This window comes from Streptomyces sp. NPDC046862 (assembly GCF_040704615.1).
Taxonomy (GTDB): Bacteria; Actinomycetota; Actinomycetes; order Streptomycetales; family Streptomycetaceae; genus Streptomyces.
Genome location: NZ_JBEYXP010000001.1, coordinates 302714 through 327015 on the forward strand (window position 1 = coordinate 302714; position 24302 = coordinate 327015).

The following is a 24302-nucleotide window of genomic DNA, read 5'->3' on the forward strand; positions in this document are numbered from 1 at the left end:
GCTCCGACCATATTGGCCATGCGCCCCCTTGTGCGGCTGTGCGCCGACCGATGCGCGCGTACCGATAGTTATGATCACTACCGCTGTGTGGGTATGAACCTGCTGGCTGCTGTATGGATTTACATATTTCGGTGCTCTGTTCTATAGGAGGTGAGCCGCCGTGGCACTCTCGATTTCGGCGGTGGTGCTGCTGGCGATCATCGTCTTCCTGCTGATCAAGAAATCGGGGCTGAAGGGCGGGCACGCGGCCGTCTGCGTCCTCCTCGGCTTCTACCTCGCCTCGTCCACGATCGCCCCGACGATCAGCGAGCTCACGACGAACATCGCGGGCATGATCGGCAGCATCAAGTTCTGAACCCGGGTCCCGCCTCGCGCCACCACTGGCCCGAAACCGCTCCGAAGCTGTGAATGGTCCGGGGCCGCCGTGGCGCGGGGCGTCGCCTCGTAGGGTGGGGCACATGAGCGATCTGCCTTCCCCCAGCGTTCGGCCGGGGGTGCCCCCATCTCGCTGCGCTCCTCGTCTGCTCCTGGTGCACGCGCACCCGGACGACGAGTCGATCAACAACGGCGCGACCATGGCCAAGTACGCGGCCGAGGGCGCCCAGGTGACCCTGGTGACCTGCACTCTCGGCGAGGAGGGCGAGGTCATACCGCCGCACCTGGCCCACCTCGCACCCGACCGCGACAACGCGCTGGGCCCGTACCGCGAGGGCGAGCTGGTCGAGGCCATGAAGCAGCTCGGCGTCACCGACCACCGGTTCCTCGGCGGCCCCGGGCGCTTCCACGACTCCGGGATGATGGGCGTCGAGCAGAACGACCGCGAGGACGCCTTCTGGGCAGCCGACGTCGACGAGGCCGCGGCCCTCCTCGCCGAGGTGATCCGCGAGGTCCGCCCCCACGTCCTCGTCACCTACGACCCGAACGGTGGCTACGGCCACCCCGACCACATCCAGACCCACCGCGTCGCCATGCGTGCCGCCGACCTCGCCGCCGACTCCGGCTTCCGCGCGGAGCTGGGCGAGCCCTGGGAGATCGCCAAGGTCTACTGGAACCGGGCGCCACGCTCCGTGGTCATCGAGGGCTTCACCAGGCTGCGCGAGACGATCGCCGAGCCCGGCCGGCTGCCCTTCACCAAGGCCGCCTCCGTCATCGACGTCCCCGGTGTCGTCGACGACTGGATCGTCACCACGGAGGTCGACGGCTCGGCCTTCGCCTCCGCAAAGGCCTCGGCCATGCGGGCGCACGCGACCCAGGTCATGGTCGCCGAACCCTTCTTCGCGCTCTCCAACGAACTGGCGCAGCCCCTCTTCACCACCGAGTACTACGAGTTGGTGCGCGGCAGACGCGAAGGAGGCGGACGCGAGACCGACTTGTTCGAGGGCGTCGAAGGCGTCGAAGGCGTCGAGGCTGTCGAACGGAACGTTTCGGCGGCAGGACAGAACGGAGCGGCCCTCTGATGCGTACGACTGGGTATGACGGACACACACGGCACACTTCGCGCACGGCCGGTGCCGGAAGGGCGGGTGCCCTGTGAAGACGGCGGGACCGCAGAGGCGCAGCGAGCAAGGCGGCGGGCTCGCACAGCCGTTGACGATGCCCTCGGCCGGACGGGCCGCCGCCTACGTGGGGCTCTTCCTGCTCGGGGCCGTGGTCGGAGCGGCCGGGGCACTGGTGCAATCCGCCTTGATCCCGGCCGGATTGCTGCTCGCGCTGCTGGGTGCGGCCGGGACGTTCCTGGGCGGCGCGCACGCGATGGGCACCCGGGCCGGGGCCGTTGCGCCCGCGGCCGGCTGGATGATCTCCGTCATCCTCCTCACCGCCACGCGCCCGGAAGGGGACTTCCTCTTCGGCGCGGGAGCCGTGTCGTATCTCTTCCTGCTCGGCGGCATGGCAGTCGCTGTGATGTGCGCCACGCTTGGACACGGGCGGCAACCGAAAGGCCCCGGCGCCCGACTTGCCAAGTGACGTACTACTTCGCCACCAGGCGCTGGTGGAGGGCCCGTGTGGGTTTCATCGGCGGTCGTGGGATACGGGCGAGAAGTGGCCAGTATGGTGGTGCGCGCCGCCTAGCTGCCCGCCGTGTGAGGTCGTCACGGGCGGCGAAGCCAATCGGGAGAACCTGCCTTGAGTCGTGAAACTGACACTTCGTCCTCCGGGCCCAACGGGCACGGAGGAGCCGCGTACCCGTCGGGGACGCCGCCGTACGGGACCCCCATGGCTTCCGACGGCGCTGGTGACCCGGGCCGTTCGGCCACGGGCGCGCGGTCGGACGAGCGCAAGACCGAGACCACGCTGACCACGCGCGTGCGGATCAACATCCCCGGATCGCGCCCCATTCCGCCGGTCGTCGTCCGCACTCCGGTGGCGGAGGCCGAGACCGCGTCGGACGAGACGTTCAGCGAGTCGGAGACCACGGGCACCACGAGCATGCCCGTGCTGACGGACACCGCCCCGCCCTCTCCGGAGCCGGCCGCGCCGGCCGACGAGAAGACCAGCGACTGGTTCGCGCCCCGCAAGGCCGGAGCGCCCAAGCCCGGTTCCGGCAACGGCTCCACCAACGGTGCGGGTCTCCCGTCGGGTTGGAGCGGCGGGCCGACGGGCACCCAGGGCGGCGGCTCGGCGAACGGGTCGGGCGCGGGTACGGGTGCTCCGGGCGGTCCCGGCAGCGGCCTGCGCCCGGGTGGCTCCGGTCCGCGGTCGAACGGCTCCGGCCCGCTGGGCGGAGCCGGCGGCCCCCGCCCGGGCGCCACCAACGGTGCCGGGCTCCCCGGTGCCACCGGCGCCGGACCCGTGGCGCCCGGCCACGGCGGCGGCACCGGCTCCTTCGACGTGTCGGCCGCGCTGACGGCCGGCTCGCGCCCCGGAGCCAGGCCCGACAGCGGCACGGGACGGCGCGACGACCTGCCGTACTTCTCGGACGACACCGCGAACGGCCAGGGCCGCGGGGGCGGCCCTGCCGAGCGGGGCGGGCCCAGTGGTCCGACCGGCGGCCCGGTCACCGGTGACGGCGCGCTGTCCCCGTCCCCCGGCTCCGGCCCGGGCTACGGTGGCCCCGGAGCGGGCATCGGCACGGGGCCCGGCGGGCCCGGCGCGGGCCTGGGTATCGGTCCCGGCGGTCCCGGCACGGGCGCCGGACGCCCCGGCGGGGGTCCCGGCACCGGTGGCCCCTTCGGCGGTTCCGACCGCGATGTCCCCGGCCCCGAATTCCCCGGCCCCGGCGGCGGCCTCAGCGACGACACCGCGATCCTCACGCCCCAGCGCCCGGCACCCGAGCCGGGGCCAGGGGGCCAGCAGGGGTACGACGGCCCGGGCGGCATCCGGGAGAACGTCTCCGGACACACCCTGACCAGCGGCATCCCCGTGGTCCCGCCCGGCGCCCAGAGCTCGCGCTTCGGGCCGGGCGCCACCGGCGAGCAGTCGGGGCCGCACACCCCGCCGAAGCTGCCGGAGCCCGCGCAGTCGACCAGCGGCGGCTCCTCGAAGCCGGCCAAGAAGAAGAAGGGCCGCAGCAAGTTGGTGCTGCTGGGCGGCGGGCTCGTGTTCGTGGCGGCCGGCGCGTACGGCGCCGGGCTGCTCATGAGCCACTCCGACGTGCCCAAGGGCACCACCGTGCTCGGCGTCGACATCGGCGGCGGCACCCGCGACGACGCCGCCAAGAAGCTCGACGCGGCCTTCGGGGACAACGCGGACAAGGCGCTCAAGCTGTCGGTCGACGGCGACACCGTGTCGCTCAGGCCGGACCAGGCGGGCCTCCAGCTCGACGCCGACGCCACGGTCGGCGCCGCCGCACAGAGTGACTACAACCCGGTGTCGGTGATCGGCTCGCTGTTCGGCCAGAAGCGCGTGATCGAGCCCGTCATGCCCGTGGACGAGGAGAAGCTGCGGGCCGCCCTGGAGCGTGCCGCGGGCGGCGCCGGCTCGGCCACCGACGGCACGATCAAGTTCGAGTCCGGCAAGGCCGTCGCGGTGTACGGCAAGGAGGGCAAGGGCATCGCCGTCGCCCAGTCCACGCGGGCCGTCGAGGAGGCCTACCGCACGCAGGTCGAGACCGGCGAGACGGACCCCGTGACGCTGCCCACGGCCAGCAAGGAGCCGTCGGTCCCCAAGGCCGAGGTCGACCGGATGATGAAGGAGTTCGCGGAGCCCGCGATGTCCGGGAACGTCACGGTCAAGGTGGACTCGGGCCCGCAGTTCATCGCCTTCAGCCCGGAGAACTCCCTGTGGAAGTTCCTCGGCGTGAAGGCCCAGAACGGCAAGCTCGTCGAGTACTACGACAAGGCCGCCCTGAAGGAGCTGTACGGCACCACCTTCGACGGCGTCCTGATCGAACGGGGCACCGGCAAGAAGACGCCGGTGACGCCGGAGGACGTGATCGGCGTCCTGCGCAAGGCACTCCTCGGCAAGACGGCGGCCCAGCGCACGGCCGTGATCGAGACGAACCCGAGCTGACCGCCTGCTCACCACCACGCCGAGGGCACCCGCTTCCGAGCCGGGTGCCCTCGGCGTTGTTCAGGCGTCCAGATCCCTCAGTCGAGCAGATCCCTCAGTCGAGCAGATCCCTCAGTCGAGCAGATCCCTCAGTTGAGCATCGCCCGAGCCGCCCGTGCCTGCCCGCGTACCCGGTCGGCAGCCTGCTCGTCGACGGCCGACACGACATCGGCGTACGCGTCGAGCTCGGCGGCGCCGCGCACGAAGTCGCCGCGCTGGACCAGGAGCTGGGCGTGCTCGTGACGCAGGCGGGCGGGGTGGGAGGGCAGGAGCAGGGAGAGTTCCACGGCCCACAGCGACACGTCGGAGCGTTCGGGACGGGCGGCGGCCCAGGCGCGGATGTTGTTGAGGACGCGCAGCACCACGTCGAGCGGGTCGGCGGGCTCCAGCATCGACGGATCGAGCCGCGCGCCCGTGGCCCCCACGACCAGGAGCTCCGCGTCCCCACCGGTCATGACGCGGCCCCCGTCGAACGGATCGGCGAGCACCTGTTCCTCCGGAGGCCCGAAGCCGACGACGAAGTGACCCGGCAGGGCGACCCCGTAGACCGGCGCGCCGGCTCGCCGCGCGACCTCCATCCACACCACCGACAGCAGGATGGGCAGCCCGCGCCGATGCCGCAGCACCTCGTGCAGCAACGACGACCGCAGCCGCTGGTAGTCGCCGGACGAGCCGCGGAACCCGTGGCGCTCGCCGAGCAGCTCGGCCAGTGCGAGCGCCCAGGAACGGGGGCCGCCGGGCCGGAACGGCACCTGCCCGGCCAGCCGGTCGAACTCGATCTGCGCGGCGTCCTCCCCGGCGTCGTCCAGCGTCCCGTCGCCGGCCGCGCCCACCAGCAGGCACAGCGTCGCCAGATCCGGCCGCTCGGCCCGCGCCTCCTCCCCGAACCGCCGCCGCACCTCGGCGGCCCGCCCCGGCTCCGGGGGCCGTGGAGCACCCATGGTCTCGTCGTGCCCGCTCACGGTGATCGGTACGACTCGCCGACGGAACCGCCGGATCCGGTCCCGGGTGCGTCCGGCTCCCGATAGTGGTGGTACGCGTGATGCGCCGCGAAGCCCATCGACCCGTACAGCGCCCGCGCCCCCGCGTTGTCCGTCTCCACCTGGAGCCAGCCGGCCGAGGCGCCCTCGTCCAGTGCCTGGCGGGCGAGGGCCGTCATGACGGCGGTGGCGTGGCCCTCACGGCGACGGGACGGATCGACCTCCACCGCCGCGAAGCCCGCCCAGCGGCCGTCCACCACACACCGCCCGACGGCCGCCGGAGGGGCGCCCGCCGGCCCCGGTATCGTCGCGAACCACACCGAGGGCCCTCTGCCGAGCACCGTCAGTGCCACCTCACTCACACCCTTGCGCTGGTAGCGGCTCAGCCACGCCTCGTCCGCCACCCGCGAGAGCACGACCCCGCCCGGCAGCTCATGGTCGGCGACAGGCGCCAGCGAGCCGATCCACAGCTCGGCCGTCACCTCGCGTGCCCAGCCCCGCCGCTCCAGCTCCGCGCACAGCGGTTCCTGCGTTCCCTCGGCGCCGGTGGCGAGCTGCACGTACGCGGGAAGCTCCCGGGCCGCGTACCAGGAGCGGGCGTACGCCAGCGCCTCGTCGAGCGGCAGGCCGGGATCACCGAGGGGCAGCACGGAGTTGGCGCGCCGCGTGAACCCGGAGGCGGCCCGCAGCTCCCACTCGCCGAGCCGCTCCCGCTCCACCGGCTGCCAGCCCCGCGACGCCACCCGGGCCAGTTCCGCGTACGAGGCCGCGGGCCCCCGGCGGCGCGCCGGAGCCGCGGGAACGACCTTGCCCGCCACCAGCGACGACTCCGGTATCCGCACCCGCTCACCGGTCCGCCGTGTGATCACCAGCACGCCTTCGTCCCATGATGTGAGAACGCCCACCGTGTCGGTGAACTTCTCACTCTTGGGTGCGTCTTCGACGACCTGCCGTACCGAGACGCGTTTGCCCACGTCAGCGGTGGTGATACGCACTTCGAGCCGTGCGCCGGTAGAGAATTCCACAGGTCCGGCCACCCCTCCTGTTCGGATCATGCCCAAGAACGGCGATACTAGATGCGGGCATCGACGACGCCGCGCTCCCGCGCGCCAGGCGGCGGAGCCTGAGGAGGCCCGCCAGCGCCCTATCGAGGAGGAACGACAGCGTGACCTACGTCATCGCAGAGCCTTGTGTCGACCTGAAGGACAAGGCGTGCATCGAGGAGTGCCCGGTCGACTGCATCTACGAGGGCCAGCGGTCCTTGTACATCCACCCGGACGAATGCGTCGACTGTGGCGCCTGTGAACCGGTCTGCCCGGTCGAGGCGATCTTCTACGAGGATGACACCCCGGAGGAGTGGAAGGACTACTACAAGGCGAACGTCGAGTTCTTCGACGAGCTGGGTTCGCCCGGTGGCGCGAGCAAGCTGGGGCTGATCGAGCGTGACCACCCCTTCATCGCGGGCCTGCCCCCGATGAACCAGGAAGAGCACTGAGCGGTCCTCACCCGCGCCACCTCGGTCCCGTACGGCACGATCGCCCTGATCGCGCCGTACGGGACCGAGGCGTACGTACGAGAAAGTGAGCCAGATCCCGTGTCCGCAGTCTCCGACCGACTCCCCACCTTTCCCTGGGACAAGCTGGAGCCCTACAAGGCGACGGCCAAGGCCCACCCGGACGGCATCGTCGACCTCTCCGTCGGCACCCCGGTGGACCCGGTCCCCGACCTGATCCAGAAGGCGCTGGTCGCCGCGGCCGACTCTCCCGGCTACCCGACGGTCTGGGGCACCCCCGAGCTGCGGAACGCGATCACGGGCTGGGTGGAGCGCCGCCTCGGTGCCCGCGAGGTCACCCACCGCCACGTCCTGCCGATCGTCGGCTCGAAGGAGCTCGTCGCCTGGCTGCCGACCCAGCTGGGCCTCGGCCCCGGCGACCGGGTCGCGTACCCGCGCCTGGCCTACCCGACGTACGAGGTCGGTGCCCGCCTGGCCCGCGCGGAGTACGAGGCCTATGACGACCCGACCGAGCTGGACCCGGCCGGTCTGAAGCTGCTGTGGCTGAACTCGCCCTCGAACCCGACCGGCCGCGTGCTCGGCAAGGACGAGCTGACCCGGATCGTCGCCTGGGCCCGCGAGCACGGCGTCCTCGTCTTCTCCGACGAGTGCTACCTCGAACTGGGCTGGGAGGCCGACCCCGTCAGTGTCCTGCACCCGGACGTCTGCGGCGGCTCGTACGAGGGGATCGTCTCGGTCCACTCGCTGTCCAAGCGCTCGAACCTGGCGGGCTACCGCGCGGCCTTCCTGGCCGGTGACCCCGAGGTCCTCGGCCCGCTGCTGGAGATCCGCAAGCACGGCGGCATGATGACGGCCGCGCCGACCCAGGCGGCCGTGGTCGCGGCCCTCGGCGACGACGAGCACGTCCGCGAGCAGCGGGAGCGGTACACGGCACGTCGTACGCTCCTGCGCGGGGCCCTGCTGGACCACGGCTTCCGCATCGAGCACAGCGAGGCCAGCCTCTACCTGTGGGCGACCCGTGACGAGTCCTGCTGGGACACGGTGGCCCACCTCGCGGAGCGCGGGATCCTGGTCGCGCCCGGCGACTTCTACGGTCCGGCGGGCGACCGCTTCGTCCGCGTGGCCCTGACGGCGACGGACGAGCGGGTGGCGGCGGCGGTGGAGCGGCTGCGCTGAACGCCCACGGGGGACAGCGGGAACCGAACAGCGAAGGGAGGGGGCCGGGGAACGCGATGTTCCCCGGCCCCCTCCTCACTGCTCACCGGTCCGCGATCGCCTGTCAGCCGAGCGGCAGACCGCCCTTCAGGGGCGTGCCCTGGGCCGGCAGGCTGTTGCCCTTGCCGACGGACTTGGTCGGCAGGTCGCTGCCCGCCGCCTTCGTGGCGTCACCGAGGAGGCCGCCCGCCTGGCCCGCCGCGGCTCCGGCCGTCTTCTGGGCGGCGGGTGCCGCGGTCTTGGCCACCTTGCCGCCGGTCTTGCCGACGGCCGGCACGGCCTTGTTCACGGCCTTGCCTCCGGTCTTGCCCGCGAGCCCGGTGACCTTCTGCGCCGCGTCGTCGGCGGTGTTGCCTACGTTCGCCCCGTCCAGGGCGGACAGTCCGCCGAGGTTCGGGGTGGCCGGGAGTTCGGGCGCAGCGCTCGCGGAGCCGGTCGCACCGACCACGGAGGCCGCTCCCGCTGCGGTGAGCAGCGCGGCACGGGCGATCCGACGGGTCAGGGGGAGAGACATGGTGCTCCTTTGACGGGAGGGAACGTGATCGTCCGGGCTCGGACGCAGTGACTACCGCTCGAAGGCCGCGAAGGTTGCGGTGACCCTGTGTAAAGAATTGGCAATGCGTCGCATTATCGGATGCGGATGAAAACGGGCAAAGAGAATCCGTCCGGAAGTCCCGGCGAATCCTCGGAGCCCTTTGTTCTCAAGGGTTCTCGCGGTCTCTCAGGGCCTCTGTCCCTGGCTCGGGTGAGGGGGCGGAAATTTGCGCACATCGTCCACGGGGCGTGCCCGGCATACCCCCTGCGGGTGACCGTCGGCCTCTACTGTCCAGTGACGATTCGAACCTCGGAAAGCCCGTCCCGCCCGGCGCCCTCGTCGCCGTACGCGCCGGCGGAGGCGCCGCTGTCCGCCGGTGTGCGCCACTCGCCCGCCCTGCCGCCGGCGACCCACTCCCGGTCCGCGTAGGCGACCCGCTCGATGTGCAGGGCCGACGAATTGGCCACGGCCCAGTGCGCGAGCTCCCAGCCGCGACGCCGGAGCGAGTCCTCGGAGGTGGTGCCGGAGCCGCTGTCGGACCGCACGGGGATGGAGACGGTGTTGGCGGCCGGGGTGGTGGGAGAGGCGGCGGCCGTTTCGGGGGCGTTCGGGGACTCGGGGGCGTTCGTGGGCTCGGGTGTGGCCGCGGAATCGTCGGACCGCATCTCCGTCGCGGCCGACTCCAGCACGGTGCGCCCGAAGTCCCGCACGAGGGCGGCCCGTACCGCGTCCGGTCCGCCGTTCGCGGTCGCGGCGGGGCGGCCCTCGCAGGTCAGGGTGGCCGCCGCGCGGCCGGTCAGGGCGGCGGCGAGCAGCGTGGCGTCCGGCTCGTGCTTCGCGTACGCCTGCGGGAAGCCGCTGCGCTGCACCCGCTGGGCGGCGACGGTCAGCGGCAGCCGCGAGTAGCCGGGCACCTTGGTGAGGTGCTCGTAGAACTCGCCCGCCGCGTACGTCGGGTCCATGATCTGCTTCTCGGTGCCCCAGCCCTGTGACGGGCGCTGCTGGAACAGGCCCAGCGAGTCCCGGTCGCCGTGCGTGATGTTGCGCAGCCCCGATTCCTGCAGCGCGGTCGCCAGGGCGATGGTCACGGCCCGCTCGGGCATGCCGCGCGAGGTGCCCACGGCCGAGATCGTCGCGGCGTTCGTGGCCTGCTCCGGCGTGAACTCGTACGAGGCGCCGTCGCCCTTCCCCGACACCACCTCGCACCGCGGGGCTCCCGTCCCGCCGGTGAGGTACTGCATGGTCAGGTACCCCCCGAGTGCGAGCAGAACGGCGAAGGCGGACCCGCGGCGGAGGAAACGGCCACGGCGACGACGAGAGGGGTGGGACGGTGCTGACACGCCTCCGAATTTATCGGAGTCAGCTGTCAACGGTGTGTGCGTCTGTGAGCAGGGGGGCGCGGGTGGCGAGATCCAGTCGCGGAAGGACGTATTCCGGGCGGCGGTCGGGTCCCGGGGGCGGCAGGCTTCCGGGGGCGGTCGGCGCACTCTCGGCAGGGCGTTAGGGTCGTCGGCATGGCCGACACCCCGCTTGACCTCACGCTGGACGCAGCGCGGCTGACCGCGCGGCTCGTGGACTTCCCCTCCGAGAGCGGCAGCGAGAAGCCGCTCGCGGACGCGATCGAGGGTGCGCTGCGGGCCCTGCCACACCTGACGGTCGACCGGTACGGCAACAACGTCGTGGCCCGCACCCGCCTGGGCCGCGCCGAGCGTGTGATCCTCGCCGGACACATCGACACGGTCCCCATCGCGGACAACGTGCCCTCACGGCTCGACGAGGACGGCGTGCTCTGGGGCTGCGGCACGTGCGACATGAAGTCCGGGGTGGCGGTCCAGCTGCGGATCGCGGCCACCGTCCCGGAACCGAACCGCGACGTGACCTTCATCTTCTACGACAACGAAGAGGTCGCCGCCCACCTGAACGGCCTGAAGCACGTCGCCGAGGCCCACCCCGACTGGCTCGAAGGTGACTTCGCGGTCCTCCTGGAGCCCTCGGACGGCCAGGTCGAGGGCGGCTGCCAGGGCACCCTGAGGGTGCTGCTGAGGACGAGGGGCGAGCGGGCGCACTCGGCGCGCGGCTGGATGGGTTCCAACGCCATCCACGCGGCGGCTCCGATCCTGGCCCGGCTGGCGTCGTACGAGCCGCGCTACCCGGTGATCGACGGCCTGGAGTACCGGGAGGGCCTGAACGCGGTCGGCATCTCGGGTGGCGTGGCCGGCAACGTGATCCCCGACGAGTGCGTGGTCACGGTCAACTTCCGCTACGCCCCGGACCGCACGGAGGCCGAGGCGCTGGCCCATGTCCGAGAGGTCTTCGCGGACTGCGGGGTGGAGGAGTTCGTGGTGGACGACCACAGCGGCGGGGCGCTCCCCGGCCTCTCCCACCCGGCGGCCGCCGCCTTCATCGAGTCGGTCGGTGGCACCCCGCAGCCCAAGTACGGCTGGACGGACGTGTCCCGCTTCAGCGCGCTCGGCGTCCCGGCTGTCAACTACGGCCCCGGCAACCCGCACTTGGCGCACAAGCGGGACGAGCGGGTGGAGACGGCGAAGATCCTCGCGGGGGAGGAGCGCCTGCGGGAGTGGCTGACGTCCTGAGGGCCCCGTGGGGCGCCGATCGCCCCGGCGGTTCACGGCGGACATGCCGGCGTCCCCCGTCCGTAACCCTCGTGGATCTACGCTGAGGTGGAACGACCCGGCACGGCGGAGGGAGCGCACATGGCTACCGGTGACCCGGAGGGCAAGAAGCAGCCACCTGAGGAGCAGCGGTTGGGTCCCGTACTGCGCAGACGCGGTCAGGTGCAGGCGAGCACGACGGACCAGCGGCTGCTGGACGCGGGCGGTCCCTCCGACTGGGTCCACACCGACCCCTGGCGGGTCCTGCGCATCCAGTCGGAGTTCATCGAGGGCTTCGGCACCCTGGCCGAACTCCCGCCCGCGATCAGCGTGTTCGGCTCGGCGCGGACTTCGGTGGACACTCCCGAGTACGAGGCGGGAGTGGCCCTCGGCCGGGGACTGGTGGACGCGGGTTTCGCCGTCATCACCGGGGGCGGCCCGGGTGCCATGGAGGCGGCCAACAAGGGTGCCGTCGAGGCGAAGGGCATCTCGGTCGGCCTCGGTATCGAGCTCCCCTTCGAACAGGGCCTCAACCCCTACGTCGACATCGGCCTGAACTTCCGCTACTTCTTCGTGCGGAAGATGATGTTCGTCAAGTACGCGCAGGGCTTCGTGGTCCTGCCGGGCGGTCTCGGCACCCTCGACGAACTCTTCGAGGCCCTGACCCTCGTCCAGACCCAGAAGGTCACCCGCTTCCCCATCGTCCTCTTCGGCACCGAGTACTGGGGCGGCCTCGTCGACTGGCTCCGCAACACCCTCGTGGCCCAGGGCAAGGCCTCGGAGAAGGACCTGCTCCTGTTCCACCTGACGGACGACGTGGACGAGGCGGTGGCCCTGGTGTCGAAGGAGGCGGGCCGGTAGGGGGACCGGGGCGCGCGGGGCTTCGCCCCGGACCCCGCTCCTCAAACGCCTCAAACGCCGGAGGGGCTGAGTATTCAGCCCGTCCGGCGTTTGAGGACGAGGCCGTCAGTCCGACAGCGGGGGTCTGGGGGCGCAGCCCCCAGGGATGGGACGGGTAGGGGCGGCGGGGGCGAGGAGAAGACCTGGCCGGCCCCGGAGGGCTACGCCAGCCCCCGCCGGGCCACCGCGGGCGGCCGGTGCCCGGCGATCGACGCCACCATGTCCAGCACCTGACGCGTCTCCGCGACCTCGTGCACCCGATACACCTGCGCCCCGAGCCACGCCGACACCGCCGTGGTCGCCAGCGTCCCCACCACCCGCTCCTTCACCGGCTTGTCCAACGTCTCCCCCACGAAGTCCTTGTTGGACAGCGACACGAGCACGGGCCACCCCGTGTCGACCATCTCCCCCAGCCGCCGCGTCGCCTCCAGGCTGTGCCGCGTGTTCTTGCCGAAGTCGTGCCCGGGATCGATGAGCACCCCTTCCCGCGGTACCCCGAGGGCCACCGCACGCTCGGCCAGCCCCACGGTCACCCGCAGGATGTCGGCCATGACGTCGTCGTACGTGACGCGATGGGGACGTGTACGCGGCTCGGCGCCCCCCGCGTGCGTACACACCAGCCCCACCCCGTACCGCGCCGCGACCTCTGCCAGCCGGGGGTCCACCCCGCCCCACGCGTCGTTGAGCAGATCCGCCCCCGCCTCGCAGACCGCCTCACCCACCTCGTGCCGCCAGGTGTCGACGCTGATGACGACATCGGGGAAGTGCCGCCGGACCTCCGCGACGAAGCCCACGGTCCGCCGCGCCTCCTCCTCGGCCGTCACCTCCTCGCCGGGCCCCGCCTTGACCCCGCCGATGTCGATGATCGCCGCGCCCTCGGCCACGGCCTGCTCCACGCGCGCGAGCGCGGGCTCGTCCCGGAAGGTGGCCCCCTGGTCGTAGAAGGAGTCGGGGGTCCGGTTCACGATCGCCATGATCACCGGCTCGTGCGTGCCGAATTCACGCCTGCCCAGCCTGAGCATCCCCTGTGACCTCTCCCAGTACTTCCCGCTGCTTAGCCGCCTGCGACCCTAACTGTCAGACTCGCATGGCACGATCGGAGCCGTAGGGGCGCGCCGGAGGCGCAGCACGACAGTAAGGGGTAGCCCAGCGATGTTCATGTTCTTGTTCCTGGTCGTCGCGCTGGCCGTCGTGGTCGCCGCGGTGACGCTCGCCGTGGTGGGAGGCGGCGAGAGCGGCGTGCTGTCCGAGGCCGCGCCCGAGCGGTTCCAGGACCCCCTGCCCCAGGACCGACCGGTGAACCGCGCGGACGTGGAGACGCTCCGCTTCCCCGTCGCCGTGCGCGGTTACCGCATGTCGGACGTGGACGACGCCCTCGGCCGCCTCGGCGCCGAGCTCTCCGAGCGGGACGCCCGGATCGCCGACCTGGAGGCCGCCCTCGCCGGCGCCCGCGCGGCCACACCCCCGACCTCGCTGCACAAGCCGGAGCAGGGGGAGCACCAGTGAGCGGCGCCGTGGCGGGCCCGGACGGCAGACTGCGCTGCCCGTGGGCCCTGTCGACCGAGGACTACGTGGCGTACCACGACGAGGAGTGGGGCCGCCCGGTCCACGGCGACGACGCGCTGTTCGAGCGGATCTCCCTGGAAGCCTTCCAGTCCGGGCTCTCGTGGATCACCATCCTCCGACGCCGTCCCGGCTTCCGGGCCGCCTTCGCCGACTTCAAGATCGCCTCGGTGGCCTCCTTCACCGACGACGACCGCGCCCGCCTCCTCGCCGACCCGGGCATCATCCGCAACCGCGCCAAGATCGACGCGACCCTCGCGAACGCGCGTGCGCTGGCGGAGTGGTCCCCGGGCGAGCTGGACGAGCTGATCTGGTCCCACGCCCCCGACCAGGCCACCCGCCCCGCCCCGAAGACCCTGACCGACGTCCCCGCCGTCACGGCCGAGTCGACGGCCCTGTCGAAGTCCCTCAAACAGCGCGGCCTGCGCTTCGTGGGCCCCACCACGGCGTACGCGCTGATGCAGGCATGCGGCCTGGTCGACGACCACCTGTCGGACTGCACGGCAAGACACCGCTGAGCCGGCCGCCGCTGAGCCGGCTGCCGCTGAGTCGGATGTCGCTGAGTCGGATGTCGCTGAGCCGGCCGGAGGGGGAGCGACGGTAGCGGCGCGCCCCCGCCGCCCCGCCCCCATGACCGGCGGCCCTTACCGACCCAGGTACTTCGGCTTCTCCTTGTTGACGAACGCCTGCACCGCGATCCCGTGGTCCTCCGACGAGCCCGCCCGCGTCTGGAGCTCGTCCTCCTTCTCCAGCGTCTCCTCCAGCGAATGGGACAGCCCGTAGGCGACGGCCTCCTTCAGTGCCGCGTACGCCAGGGTCGGTCCCTCCGCCAGCGCCCGGGCCACCTTCTCCGCCTCGGCCCGCAGCTCGGACGCCGGGACGACCCGGCCCGCGATGCCCAGCTCGTACGCCTCCTGGGCCTTGACGCTGCGGGGGAAGAGCAGCAGGTCGGTGGCGCGCCCGGGGCCGACGACCCGCGGCAGGGTCCACGAGACGCCGGAGTCGGCGGTCAGCGCGACCCCCGCGAACGACGTGTTGAAGGACGCCGTGTCCGCCACGACCCGGTAGTCCGCGGCCAGCGCGAAGCCGAAGCCCGCCCCGGCGGCGACCCCGTTGACCCCCGCCACCACGGGCTTGGCCATCCCGGCCAGCGCCCGCACGATGGGGTTGTAGTGCTCGCGGACGGTGCTCATGGTGTGGCCGGAGCCGGTCTCGCGGTCGCTCACGAGCAGTCCGATGTGCTCCTTGAGGTCCTGTCCCACGCAGAAGGCACGGTCCCCGGCGGCCGTGAGCAGCACGGCCCGTACGGCGTCGTCGTCGGCGGCGGACCGTGCCGCCTCCCGAAGGGCGACCTTGGTCTCGACGTTCAGCGCGTTCATCGCCTCCGGGCGGTTCAGCGTGATCGTCGCCAGTCCGTCGCTCACTTCGTAGAGCACGGTGTCGGCCATGTTGGTTCCCCTCCGTGTGGCGGCTCCGGCGTACCGGTCGGTACGTCGCGGTCATCGCACAGCATGGCGGAGATCACCGGCGGTGGCGCGGGCCGGACGTGTGACCTGCGTCAAAGAATTCCGGTCGGCGGAACTCCGGCGGAACTCCGTGAGGCCGCGCAGTATCGCAGCCACATCGCCGAATTGAGTGGTTTTGCTCGCGCGCGTTGCCCAAGCGATGCCGACTGATGTTGGTCATCGGGTCCTGAGATGCGGGATAATGGCCTGGAAGCAATGTGTTCGATGCCGGTGTCGCGTGTCCGAGGAAAGAACGCGCGTGCCCTGACAAGGGGGCCGTCGGCTGACGTGAGCTGGTTTCAGGAAGGGGAACGAGCATGGCGGCCATGAAGCCGCGGACGGGCGATGGCCCGCTCGAGGTGACCAAGGAGGGGCGGGGCATCGTCATGCGCGTTCCGCTCGAAGGCGGCGGTCGGCTCGTCGTCGAGCTGACCCCTGACGAGGCCGATGCCCTCGGCGACGCCCTCAAGAAGGTCGTCGGCTGACGCGGAAAGCGACCATACCCTTTCAACCGCCCCGGCACCGAACGTGTGGTGCCGGGGCGGTTGTTTGTCGGGGGGATCACCGTCAGGGCAGGTCAGGCCCGTATCCACGGCCGCCGGGCGTCACCGTTTGACGGCGCACAGCAGCCCGTCACCCACCGGCAGCAGCGACGGAATCAGGTCCTGGCTCTCGCGGACCGTGCGCAGCAGCTCGCGTACCCGTATGACCTCCGTGGGCTGCGGGCCCGAGTCGACGGTCCGGCCGTTGGTGAAGACGCCCTCGAAGACCACCAGGCCTCCCGGGCGGAGCAGCCGCAACGATTCAGCGAGGTACTCCAGGGACTCCAGCCGGTCACCGTCACAGAAGACGAGGTCGTAGCCGGCGTCCGCGAGCCGTGGCAGGACGTCCAGGGCGCGGCCCGGGATGAAACGGGCGCGGTTGCTGGCGAAGCCGCACGCGCGGAAGGCCTGCCGGGCGAACTGCTGGTGCTCCGGCTCGGGATCCACGGTGGTCAGTACCCCGTCCGGCCGCATACCGCGCAGCAGATGGATCCCGGAGACGCCGGTCCCGGTCCCGATCTCCGCCACCGCCTTCGCGTCCACGGTGGCGGCGAGCAACCGCAGCGCGGCGCCCGTGCCGGGCGACACCGAGCGCAGCCCCGCCTCGCGGGCCCGGTCGCGGGCCCAGAGCAGAGCTTCGTCCTCGGCGACAAAGGCGTCGGCGAACGCCCAGCTCGTCTGCCGGTTGCCGGTAATGACCCTCTCCTGTCCCCGTGGTTGCCTCGGCGTGACTGTATCCGTTGGTGCCGGGAACCCGCAGATGGGACCGGTCGTTTAAAGGGGTGGTAGAGACGGCGGGGGGCATCGGATGGATCAGGACACCGAGCAAGTGCTGACACAGGCCCATCAGCCGAGGCAGCGAGTATCAAAATTTCGTAAAACCGCTTATCCGGAGCTAACGGGCGAGGTGGCTATGGTAGGGGCTCCACTGGACACCACCAGAGCCGACAGGGGAGGTGCGGCTGCGCCTGTGGATCGGAGAGGAGTGCTGCGGCGCCTTCTCGGGTCGGCGGGCAGGCCGAAATCCGTGAACGACACCGCTGACCACAGCCACGCCGCTGACTTCGCCCAGACCGCGACCTTCTCCACCGACGCGGACGGGCAGGCGTGGACTCCGCCCACCTGGGAGGAGATCGTCAGCACGCACAGCGGCCGGGTCTACCGACTGGCATACCGCCTGACCGGTAACCAGCACGATGCGGAGGATCTCACCCAGGAGGTCTTCGTCCGCGTCTTCCGTTCCCTGTCCACCTACACGCCGGGCACCTTCGAGGGCTGGCTGCACCGCATCACCACGAATCTCTTCCTGGACATGGTGCGCCGCAAGCAGCGCATCCGCTTCGACGCGCTCGGCGAGGACGCGGCCGAGCGGCTGCCCAGCCGTGAGCCCTCCCCGCAGCAGGTCTTCAACGACTCGCACTTCGACGCGGACGTCCAGCAGGCCCTCGACACCCTCGCACCCGAGTTCCGCGCCGCCGTGGTGCTGTGCGACATCGAAGGACTGTCGTACGAGGAGATCGCCGCGACCCTCGGCGTCAAGCTCGGCACGGTCCGCTCCCGGATCCACCGCGGCCGTTCCCAGCTGCGCAAGGCCCTCGCGCACCGTTCGCCGGAGGCCCGCGCCGAGCGCCGCACCTTCGCCGTCGGAGTGCCGGCGCTGGGAGGAGGGGGCGCGACCGCGTGAGTGGAACACGGCCGAATCCCGGCGAGCGGCGTGTCGCCGACCAGCATCTAGGGGACCGACTCTCCGCCCTGGTGGACGGAGAGCTCGGTCATGACTCGCGTGAGCGCGTCCTGGCCCACCTTGCCACGTGCGCGAAGTGCAAGGCGGAGGCGGACGCCCAGCGCCGCCTGAAGAGCGTGTTCGCGGAAGCGGCACCTCCGTCGCCCTCCGAGAGCTTCCTGGCCCGGCTCCAGGGCCTTCCCGGGGGAGGTGACCTCGACGGTGGCGGCTCGCCGCTGGGCGGGGGAGGCTTCGGAGGAAGACTTCCGGGTCCGGGCGCGGGACCGGGGATCCCTGGTGACCCCAGGACGGCCGCGGGTCCCGGAATCTTCGGAGTGAGAGGCGAGCCCTTCGGATACGTCCCGTCGGGGCCGCACTCCGGTGTGCTGTCGCCGTCGGAGGAGCGCGGCCTGTTCGGTGGCCGGGGGTTCGCCGGGGGACGTGGCTTCTTCGGCGACCGCGGGCTGCCCGGCAGCGGGCGCGGGTTCTTCGGCGACCGGAGCCCCTCCATCGGGCGGGGTTTCCTCGGCGACCGGGGCCCGGGGCCGGAGGAAGGCCGTGAGTTCGCCGGGGCCGAAGGGAGCGGACCCGCCGAGGGCGCCCAGGCCGTGGGCCCCGTCGACGGCAGCGGCATCACCGGCGACCACGGCATCACCGGCGACCACGGCATCACCGGTGACCGTGGCTTCCGTATCCACCACGTCGGGCGTCACGACGCCGAGCGGCAGGCCTCGCGAGGTCTGCGGTTCGCCTTCGTGGCGGCCGGGGCGGTGTCGCTGGCCGCCATCGCGCTCGGCGGGATGTCCACCGGCGTGCCGGGGGACACCACGGAGGCCCGGGGCGGTTCGGGCTCGGGAAGCAATGTGACGCCGATGCGGGCGCCGGGTTCGGGCGTCTCCACCGTCCCCGAGTCACAGCGCCGCCGCGGATCCGTCGCACCGCTGATCGGACAGGGACACGGGGCCATGGGCGAGACCCCCGTGGCGCCCACCGAGGTGTCCGCACCCCTGCTGCCCGGAGTCTCCGCTCCGGCCGGCCAGAGCCAGCAGGCCGCGCATCCGCTGACCACTCCCGTGCTGGCGGGCGCGGCCGCGATGTCCCCGCTCATACGGCCCCTCTCGGCGGCCTCGCACGTGCTGTCGGCCGAGTGGCCGACCACACCGGAGCTCGTCGCTCCGGGCCTGCTGTCCGCCCCCGCCGCGACCACGTCCTCCACACCCACCCCTCCTGCGGCCCCCTGACCCCGTCCACTGCGCCGCGGCCCGCGAACCTGGTTGAATCCATGGTGGGCCGCGTCCGCCGGGGTGACCCCGGACGCGGAGTCGACGATCTGCGATGACCGCCGGCGAGTCGTGCCGCGGGCCAGGTGTGGGGAGAGCATGAACGAGGGGAAACCCACGAAGGCGAAGTGGTGGAGCCGCCCCCGAGCCCAGGGCACGGAAGGCACGGAGCCCGGCCCGACGCCGGATCACATGGGCACGGGGCGGGTCTCGTCGGGGCGGGAGGACGTTCGGGAGGGGCCCGCCGCGACGACTCCGATACCGGGCCTCAAGGACGCCGAGGGCCCGACAGCGGGCTCCCCGGGCGATCAGGGCGAGGCGGAGGGCCCGGCGGTCGTTCAGGACGGCGTGGCCGGTTCGGCGGGGGCGAGTGCGGCTGTGACGGCGAGGGCGGGAGCGGCTGGTGCCGGGGCCGGGGGAGCCGGTGGTGGCGACGGTGGTGGCGACTTCGAGTTGAGGCGCCCGGACGAGGCGGCGCCCGACGCCGGTGCGGCCGCCGACGGCGACTTCGAACTGGCCCGGCCCGAGGCCGGGGCAGCGCAGGCCGAGAGCCCTGCCGCGCTGCGGGCAGAAGCGGGCGCCGGGGGAGACTTCGAACTCGCACGGCCGGCCGCTGCCGTTACCTCTGCGTCTGCGTCTGCGTCTGCGTCTGCGTCTGGGCCTGAGCCCGAGCCTGCGTCTGCGCCTGCATCTGGGCCTGCGCGTGAACTTGCGTCTGGGCCTGTGTCTGCGCCCCAGGGCGGCAGCCCGGCCAGCGCCTATGGCGAGGTGAGCGCCCGCGAGGACGGTCGCGCCGGTGTCCCTGCCGAGCGGCCCGAGCCGCTGCACGACCCCGACCCCTACAGCACCCCGCCCTACGGTGAGCCGGGCCCCTGGGCGCCCGCGCCGCCGGTTCAGCGCCCGGGGACTCCCGCGCACGGTACGGCTGTCGCGCCTGCGGCCCCGTCCGCCTCCGCCGAGCTCTCGGCTCCGTACGAGCCATACGCGCCAGGGGACCGCCATGAGCAGGGAGGCACCTCGTTCGCGCACGGCGCCCCCTTCGCGAACGGCATGCCCGCACCGGCGCGGGGCCAGGGGCCGGCCGTCCCGCCTACGGACACGGCACAGAGCCCGGACGCAGGCCACCCCCACCCGAACGCCCAGGGCCCCGCCCAGGACGTCACCTACCCCGGCGGCGCCCCGCAGCCGCCCGTCACCCCCGCCGCACCCCCGCCCCACGACCCCCCGCCCCACGACCCCTGGCAGAACTACGACCCCTGGGCGGTAGCCCCGGGGCCACTGCAGCAGAACGGGGCCGCGGTGCCGAGCGAGGACCAGCGGCGCAGGCGGACGCGGAAGTCGCTCGTCCTCGGCGCCGTGCTCCTCGCGCTCGCGTCCGGCGGGATCGGCGGAGCCGTCGGCGCCTATTTGGAGCGCACCGGCGGGATCGGGGACGTCGAGCTGCCCCAGACCGCGGACAGCGCCAAGGGCCGCGCGCCCGACAGCGTCGCCGGGATCGCCGCCAGCGCGCTGCCCGGCGTGGTCACCCTGCACGTCAGCGGTGCGGACGCGCAGGGCACCGGCACCGGCTTCGTGCTCGACAGGCGAGGACACATCCTCACCAACAACCACGTCGTCGAACCGGCCGGCGACGGCGGCGAGATCTCCGTGACCTTCAGCGGAGGCGAGACCGCCAAGGCCACGATCGTCGGCAAGGACAGCGGCTACGACCTCGCCGTGGTCAAGGTCTCCGGCGTCAGCGGGCTCAAGCCGCTGCCCCTCGGCAACTCCGACGACGTCCAGGTCGGCGACCCCGTCGTCGCCATCGGAGCCCCGTTCGACCTGGCCAACACCGTCACCTCGGGCATCATCAGCGCCAAGGAGCGGCCCATCACCGCGGGCGGGCAGGAAGGCGACGGGAGCGACGTCAGTTACGTGGACGCGCTGCAGACCGACGCGCCGATCAACCCGGGCAACTCCGGTGGCCCCCTCGTCGACGCGAGCGCCCGCGTGATCGGCATCAACAGCGCCATCCGCTCCGCCGACAACGGCTCCGACCTGGAGGGCGGACAGGCCGGTTCCATAGGACTCGGCTTCGCCATCCCCATCAACCAGGGCAAGCGCGTCGCCGAGGAGCTGATCAACACGGGCAGGGCGACCCACCCCGTCATCGGCGTGACGCTCGACATGGACTACGCCGGCGACGGCGCCCGGGTCGGCACCGAGAGCAACGGCGGCGGCTCCCCGGTCAAGGCCGGAGGCCCCGGGGACAAGGCCGGCATCAAGGCGGGCGACGTCATCACGGAGGTCGACGGACAGCGCATCGACTCCGGCGAGGAGCTCATCGTCAAGATCCGCGCCCACCGTCCCGGCGACCGGCTGGAACTCACCCTCCAGCGCGACGGCCGGGACAGGCGGATCACCCTGACCCTCGGCTCCTCCGGTGGCTGAGGGTGTGGGGCACGATTGACAGCAACTTCACAGCACATGCCCCGAAGCGCCCCTGAACGGCAAACTTCGTGGAAAACCGGCCCTCTACACGAATCCCGGAGCGCCGCGGCAGTACCGGACGGACAGGAACCCCGGGTACCGTGGACCCGGCCCGGACCACGGAAGACACCACGGAACGACCGCCGAGGGCCGATGGACAGGGCCGAGGACTCGCAAGGAGCTTCAGGTGTTCAATGACATAGGACCGCTCGAGCTGGTGACGCTCGTTGTCCTCGCCGTGCTCGTCTTCGGCCCGGAGAAGCTGCCGAAGATGATCCAGGATGTCACGCGCACCATCCGCAAGATCCGCGAGTTCTCCGAGAGCGCCAAGCAGGACATCCGGCAGGAGCTCGGCCCGGAGTTCAAGGACTTCGAGTTCGAGGACCTCAACCCCAAGACGTTCATCCGCAAGCAGCTGGACAACGACGAGCTGGGTCTCAAGGAGATCCGCAACGGCTTCGACCTGAAGAAGGAGATGGCCGAGGTCACGGACGCGGTGCACAGCCGTGAGTCCGAGACGTCCGCGGGCTCCTCCGCCGGGTCGTCCAGCGGTGGCGGCACCGTCGACATGACCAAGAAGCCCGAGAAGACTGAGCCGGACGAGCGGCCGCCGTTCGACGCCGACGCCACGTAGGCGCTCCGCTTCGGGGGCCGGGTGGGCGCCGTTCTGGTGCGGCTCCTCTGTCGGGTGCGGGTTCGTTGTGGTTGCTCGCGCCCACGCGGCGGAGCCGCATATTCAACACAGCCCCGCGCCCCTTTTAGGCGCGCCCCTCCACGGCGCCGTGTGCATCCTCGTGTGATGCTTGTCATACGTGTACGCCCCTTCGTGCGGCCGGAACCCGGGCCGAACGCGCCTTGGCGCCCCGGTCGGTTTCACTGCAGTTCGGAGCGCTGTGGCTATGCTGCCCAGTTGTTGTGCGGACCGTACGAAAGTGAGCGACGACGCCCGAGGGGGGCGGGCCGCTCCGGTCCGACGAGAGCGAGGAGGCGTCCGGGCACATGGAGACGACGAGTCGGGTAGGCGCGCAGGCGCCGGCCGCGGAGGACGGACAACCCGTCCACTCCGCCCGGCGCACGATCGACGGCTACCTGCTGGCGCCCTTTCCCTGGTACGGCCTCGACGAGGCCTTCACAGGGCCGCGCCGGCTGATGCAGGTGGGTACGGCTGCCGACGGCGCCGTTGAGCACGGATCGATCGGGCACGGCGACGAACCCTCGATAAAGCACGAGGGCTCCGGCGAGGACGGCAAGGAGCGCTTCGCCGTCGTGGTCACGGTCGCCGCGAACCCCGTACGGCGAAGCGCCGACGGCACGGGGGTCCTGGAGGCCACGTCGGTCTCCTCGGCTGCCTGGCTGGCTGGTGTGGGGCTACTGACGGTCACCTGGCCCGGCCAGATGGACCACACCCTGCGGGACGACTGGCTGGACCAGCAGACCGAGACGGCGTGGGTCCTCGCGGACGACCTGGCCGGTCCGGACTGGTCGACGCTGTCCCTGCCCGTGGACGGGGTGCCGACCCCGTTCCACTACCGGGAGTCCGAGTTCGGGTGGGTCCTCGCGGGGTCCACGCCGGAGGGCGTCCATGTGGGTGCGTACGGACGGGGGATGAGCGCGTATGGGCTTGGCTTTGCCATGATCAAGGACATCGCCGCGTACGCGTAGCCTGCGGCGCTGAGCCGGGAGGGGTGCCGTTTTGGTGCGGCGCCTTCGTTGGGTGCGGGTTCGTTGTGGCTGGTCGCGCAGTTCCCCGCGCCCCTTGCGGGGCGCGCCCCCCTCCAGGGAGCGCGCCCGAACGTCGTACGCGCCCTAGAACTTGTTCCTCGGTGTGATCCCCAGTGACATGCCCGACAGGCCGCGCTGGCGGCCGCCCAGCTTGCCGGCGATCGCGCGCAGGGCCGCGCCCGCCTCGGAGTCGGGGTCCGTGAGGACGACCGGCTTGCCCTCGTCGCCGCCCTCGCGGAGGCGGACGTCGATGGGGATGTTGCCGAGGACCGGGACCGTCGCGCCCGTCGTACGGGTCAGTCCGTCGGCCACCACCTGGCCGCCGCCCGTGCCGAAGACGTCGACCATCTCGCCGCAGTGCGGGCAGGGCAGGCCGGACATGTTCTCGACGACGCCGACGATCTTCTGGTGGGTCTGGACGGCGATGGAGCCGGCCCGCTCGGCGACCTCGGCCGCGGCCTGCTGGGGCGTGGTCACGACCAGGATCTCCGCGTTCGGGACCAGCTGGGCGACCGAGATGGCGATGTCGCCCGTGCCGGGGGGCAGGTCAAGGAGCAGGACGTCGAGGTCGCCCCAGTACACGTCCGCCAGGAACTGCTGGAGGGCGCGGTGGAGCATCGGGCCGCGCCAGACGACTGGCGCGTTGCCCGGGGTGAACATGCCGATCGAGATGACCTTCACGCCGTGGGCCGACGGCGGCATGATCATGTTCTCGACCTGGGTGGGACTGCCGTCGGCGCCCAGCATGCGCGGCACGGAGTGGCCGTAGATGTCGGCGTCCACGACGCCGACCTTCAGGCCGTCCGCCGCCATCGCCGCCGCCAGGTTCACGGTCACGGAGGACTTGCCGACGCCGCCCTTGCCGGACGCCACCGCGTACACACGGGTCAGCGAGCCCGGCTTGGCGAAGGGGACCTCGCGCTCGGCCTGGCCGCCGCGCAGCGCGGACGCCAGCTCCTTGCGCTGCTCGTCGCTCATGACGTCCAGCGTGACGTCGACGCGCGTGACGCCCTCGACCGCGGAGACCGCGTCCGTCACGCGCTGGGTGATCGTCTCGCGCATCGGGCAGCCGGAGACCGTCAGGTACACGGTGACCGCGACCGCTCCGTCCGCGCCGATGTCCACCGACTTGACCATCCCGAGTTCGGTGATGGGTCGGTTGATCTCGGGGTCGTTCACCGTCGCCAGTGCCTCGCGCACCGCGTCTTCCGTAGCCATAGGACGATGGTACGGCGCCCAGAGCGGGCCCTGGGAG

Annotated in this window: 24 protein-coding genes; 16 read left to right on the forward strand and 8 right to left on the reverse strand. The window is 72.1% G+C overall.

What is annotated here, in order from left to right; all coding sequences use genetic code 11:
* Positions 1 to 160 precede the first annotated feature (160 nt).
* The 4 genes from AB0959_RS01365 (at position 161) to AB0959_RS01380 (ending at position 4449) form a co-directional block, all read left to right on the forward strand.
* Positions 161 to 355: a hypothetical protein gene (locus AB0959_RS01365; protein WP_164432626.1), complete on the forward strand. Its 195-nt coding sequence runs from the start codon at positions 161 to 163 to the stop codon at positions 353 to 355.
* Positions 356 to 458: 103 nt separating this feature from the next.
* Complete coding sequence (gene mshB / locus AB0959_RS01370) at positions 459 to 1457, forward strand: N-acetyl-1-D-myo-inositol-2-amino-2-deoxy-alpha-D-glucopyranoside deacetylase (protein WP_366824148.1); 999 nt, start codon at positions 459 to 461, stop codon at positions 1455 to 1457.
* A 73-nt stretch (positions 1458 to 1530) separates the two neighbouring features.
* Entirely contained in the window at positions 1531 to 1965 is a 435-nt protein-coding gene (locus AB0959_RS01375; protein WP_366824149.1) for a DUF6113 family protein, read from the forward strand.
* A gap of 249 nt (positions 1966 to 2214) precedes the next feature.
* Complete coding sequence (locus tag AB0959_RS01380) at positions 2215 to 4449, forward strand: hypothetical protein (RefSeq protein WP_366824150.1); 2235 nt, start codon at positions 2215 to 2217, stop codon at positions 4447 to 4449.
* A gap of 128 nt (positions 4450 to 4577) precedes the next feature.
* On the opposite strand, the gene AB0959_RS01385 is transcribed toward AB0959_RS01380, so the two are convergent.
* Both AB0959_RS01385 and AB0959_RS01390 read right to left on the reverse strand, forming a co-directional pair.
* Positions 4578 to 5429 (reverse strand): transglutaminase-like domain-containing protein, encoded by an 852-nt coding sequence (locus AB0959_RS01385; RefSeq protein ID WP_366824267.1) that lies wholly within the window; start codon positions 5427 to 5429, stop codon positions 4578 to 4580.
* A 17-nt stretch (positions 5430 to 5446) separates the two neighbouring features.
* Positions 5447 to 6523 (reverse strand): GNAT family N-acetyltransferase, encoded by a 1077-nt coding sequence (locus AB0959_RS01390; protein WP_366824151.1) that lies wholly within the window; start codon positions 6521 to 6523, stop codon positions 5447 to 5449.
* A gap of 110 nt (positions 6524 to 6633) precedes the next feature.
* On the opposite strand from AB0959_RS01390, the gene fdxA reads away from it, so the two are divergent.
* Both fdxA and AB0959_RS01400 read left to right on the forward strand, forming a co-directional pair.
* Positions 6634 to 6963, forward strand: coding sequence for a ferredoxin (fdxA, locus tag AB0959_RS01395; RefSeq protein WP_366824152.1), 330 nt, complete (start codon positions 6634 to 6636; stop codon positions 6961 to 6963).
* A 99-nt stretch (positions 6964 to 7062) separates the two neighbouring features.
* Positions 7063 to 8157 (forward strand): bifunctional succinyldiaminopimelate transaminase/glutamate-prephenate aminotransferase, encoded by a 1095-nt coding sequence (locus AB0959_RS01400; protein WP_366824153.1) that lies wholly within the window; start codon positions 7063 to 7065, stop codon positions 8155 to 8157.
* Positions 8158 to 8260: 103 nt separating this feature from the next.
* Here the strand turns inward: AB0959_RS01400 and AB0959_RS01405 are convergent, their stop codons facing one another.
* Entirely contained in the window at positions 8261 to 8710 is a 450-nt protein-coding gene (locus tag AB0959_RS01405) for an ATP-binding protein (protein WP_366824154.1), read from the reverse strand.
* Positions 8711 to 9015: 305 nt separating this feature from the next.
* Positions 9016 to 10071, reverse strand: a complete 1056-nt coding sequence (locus AB0959_RS01410) for a heavy metal transporter (RefSeq protein WP_366824155.1) — start codon at positions 10069 to 10071, stop codon at positions 9016 to 9018.
* A gap of 174 nt (positions 10072 to 10245) precedes the next feature.
* Between AB0959_RS01410 and dapE the strand changes: the two genes are divergently transcribed.
* Positions 10246 to 11325 (forward strand): succinyl-diaminopimelate desuccinylase, encoded by a 1080-nt coding sequence (dapE, locus tag AB0959_RS01415; RefSeq protein WP_366824156.1) that lies wholly within the window; start codon positions 10246 to 10248, stop codon positions 11323 to 11325.
* Between the two features lie 120 nt (positions 11326 to 11445).
* Positions 11446 to 12204, forward strand: coding sequence for a TIGR00730 family Rossman fold protein (locus tag AB0959_RS01420; RefSeq protein WP_366824157.1), 759 nt, complete (start codon positions 11446 to 11448; stop codon positions 12202 to 12204).
* A gap of 200 nt (positions 12205 to 12404) precedes the next feature.
* Here AB0959_RS01420 and folP read toward each other — a convergent pair whose 3' ends face one another.
* The gene (folP, locus tag AB0959_RS01425; protein ID WP_366824158.1) at positions 12405 to 13265 is read right to left on the reverse strand and encodes a dihydropteroate synthase; all 861 of its coding nucleotides are present in this window, start codon (positions 13263 to 13265) and stop codon (positions 12405 to 12407) included.
* Positions 13266 to 13395: 130 nt separating this feature from the next.
* Between folP and AB0959_RS01430 the strand changes: the two genes are divergently transcribed.
* Together AB0959_RS01430 and AB0959_RS01435 are read left to right on the forward strand one after the other, a co-directional pair.
* Positions 13396 to 13749, forward strand: coding sequence for a DivIVA domain-containing protein (locus tag AB0959_RS01430; RefSeq protein WP_366824159.1), 354 nt, complete (start codon positions 13396 to 13398; stop codon positions 13747 to 13749).
* The gene (locus AB0959_RS01435; protein ID WP_366824160.1) at positions 13746 to 14324 is read left to right on the forward strand and encodes a DNA-3-methyladenine glycosylase I; all 579 of its coding nucleotides are present in this window, start codon (positions 13746 to 13748) and stop codon (positions 14322 to 14324) included. The genes AB0959_RS01430 and AB0959_RS01435 overlap by 4 nt, the downstream gene beginning before the upstream one ends.
* Positions 14325 to 14450: 126 nt before the next feature.
* Here AB0959_RS01435 and AB0959_RS01440 read toward each other — a convergent pair whose 3' ends face one another.
* Positions 14451 to 15254, reverse strand: coding sequence for an enoyl-CoA hydratase-related protein (locus tag AB0959_RS01440; protein WP_366824161.1), 804 nt, complete (start codon positions 15252 to 15254; stop codon positions 14451 to 14453).
* Positions 15255 to 15628: 374 nt separating this feature from the next.
* Between AB0959_RS01440 and AB0959_RS01445 the strand changes: the two genes are divergently transcribed.
* Positions 15629 to 15796 (forward strand): DUF3117 domain-containing protein, encoded by a 168-nt coding sequence (locus AB0959_RS01445; protein ID WP_003966491.1) that lies wholly within the window; start codon positions 15629 to 15631, stop codon positions 15794 to 15796.
* Positions 15797 to 15916: 120 nt separating this feature from the next.
* Here AB0959_RS01445 and AB0959_RS01450 read toward each other — a convergent pair whose 3' ends face one another.
* Entirely contained in the window at positions 15917 to 16615 is a 699-nt protein-coding gene (locus tag AB0959_RS01450) for an O-methyltransferase (RefSeq protein WP_366824268.1), read from the reverse strand.
* A 223-nt stretch (positions 16616 to 16838) separates the two neighbouring features.
* Here AB0959_RS01450 and sigE point away from each other — a divergent pair, with 223 nt between their 5' ends.
* From sigE to AB0959_RS01475, 5 genes are all read left to right on the forward strand, one after another.
* Entirely contained in the window at positions 16839 to 17537 is a 699-nt protein-coding gene (gene sigE, locus AB0959_RS01455) for an RNA polymerase sigma factor SigE (protein ID WP_366824269.1), read from the forward strand.
* The gene (locus AB0959_RS01460) at positions 17534 to 18817 is read left to right on the forward strand and encodes a zf-HC2 domain-containing protein (RefSeq protein ID WP_366824162.1); all 1284 of its coding nucleotides are present in this window, start codon (positions 17534 to 17536) and stop codon (positions 18815 to 18817) included. The genes sigE and AB0959_RS01460 overlap by 4 nt, the downstream gene beginning before the upstream one ends.
* A 762-nt stretch (positions 18818 to 19579) precedes the next feature.
* Positions 19580 to 21286, forward strand: a complete 1707-nt coding sequence (locus tag AB0959_RS01465) for a trypsin-like peptidase domain-containing protein (protein ID WP_366824163.1) — start codon at positions 19580 to 19582, stop codon at positions 21284 to 21286.
* A 226-nt stretch (positions 21287 to 21512) separates the two neighbouring features.
* The gene (locus AB0959_RS01470; protein WP_366824164.1) at positions 21513 to 21959 is read left to right on the forward strand and encodes a sec-independent translocase; all 447 of its coding nucleotides are present in this window, start codon (positions 21513 to 21515) and stop codon (positions 21957 to 21959) included.
* A gap of 365 nt (positions 21960 to 22324) precedes the next feature.
* Positions 22325 to 22987: a hypothetical protein gene (locus AB0959_RS01475; RefSeq protein WP_366824165.1), complete on the forward strand. Its 663-nt coding sequence runs from the start codon at positions 22325 to 22327 to the stop codon at positions 22985 to 22987.
* A 144-nt stretch (positions 22988 to 23131) separates the two neighbouring features.
* On the opposite strand, the gene AB0959_RS01480 is transcribed toward AB0959_RS01475, so the two are convergent.
* Positions 23132 to 24265, reverse strand: coding sequence for an Mrp/NBP35 family ATP-binding protein (locus tag AB0959_RS01480; protein WP_366824166.1), 1134 nt, complete (start codon positions 24263 to 24265; stop codon positions 23132 to 23134).
* Between the last annotated feature and the right edge of the window lie 37 nt (positions 24266 to 24302).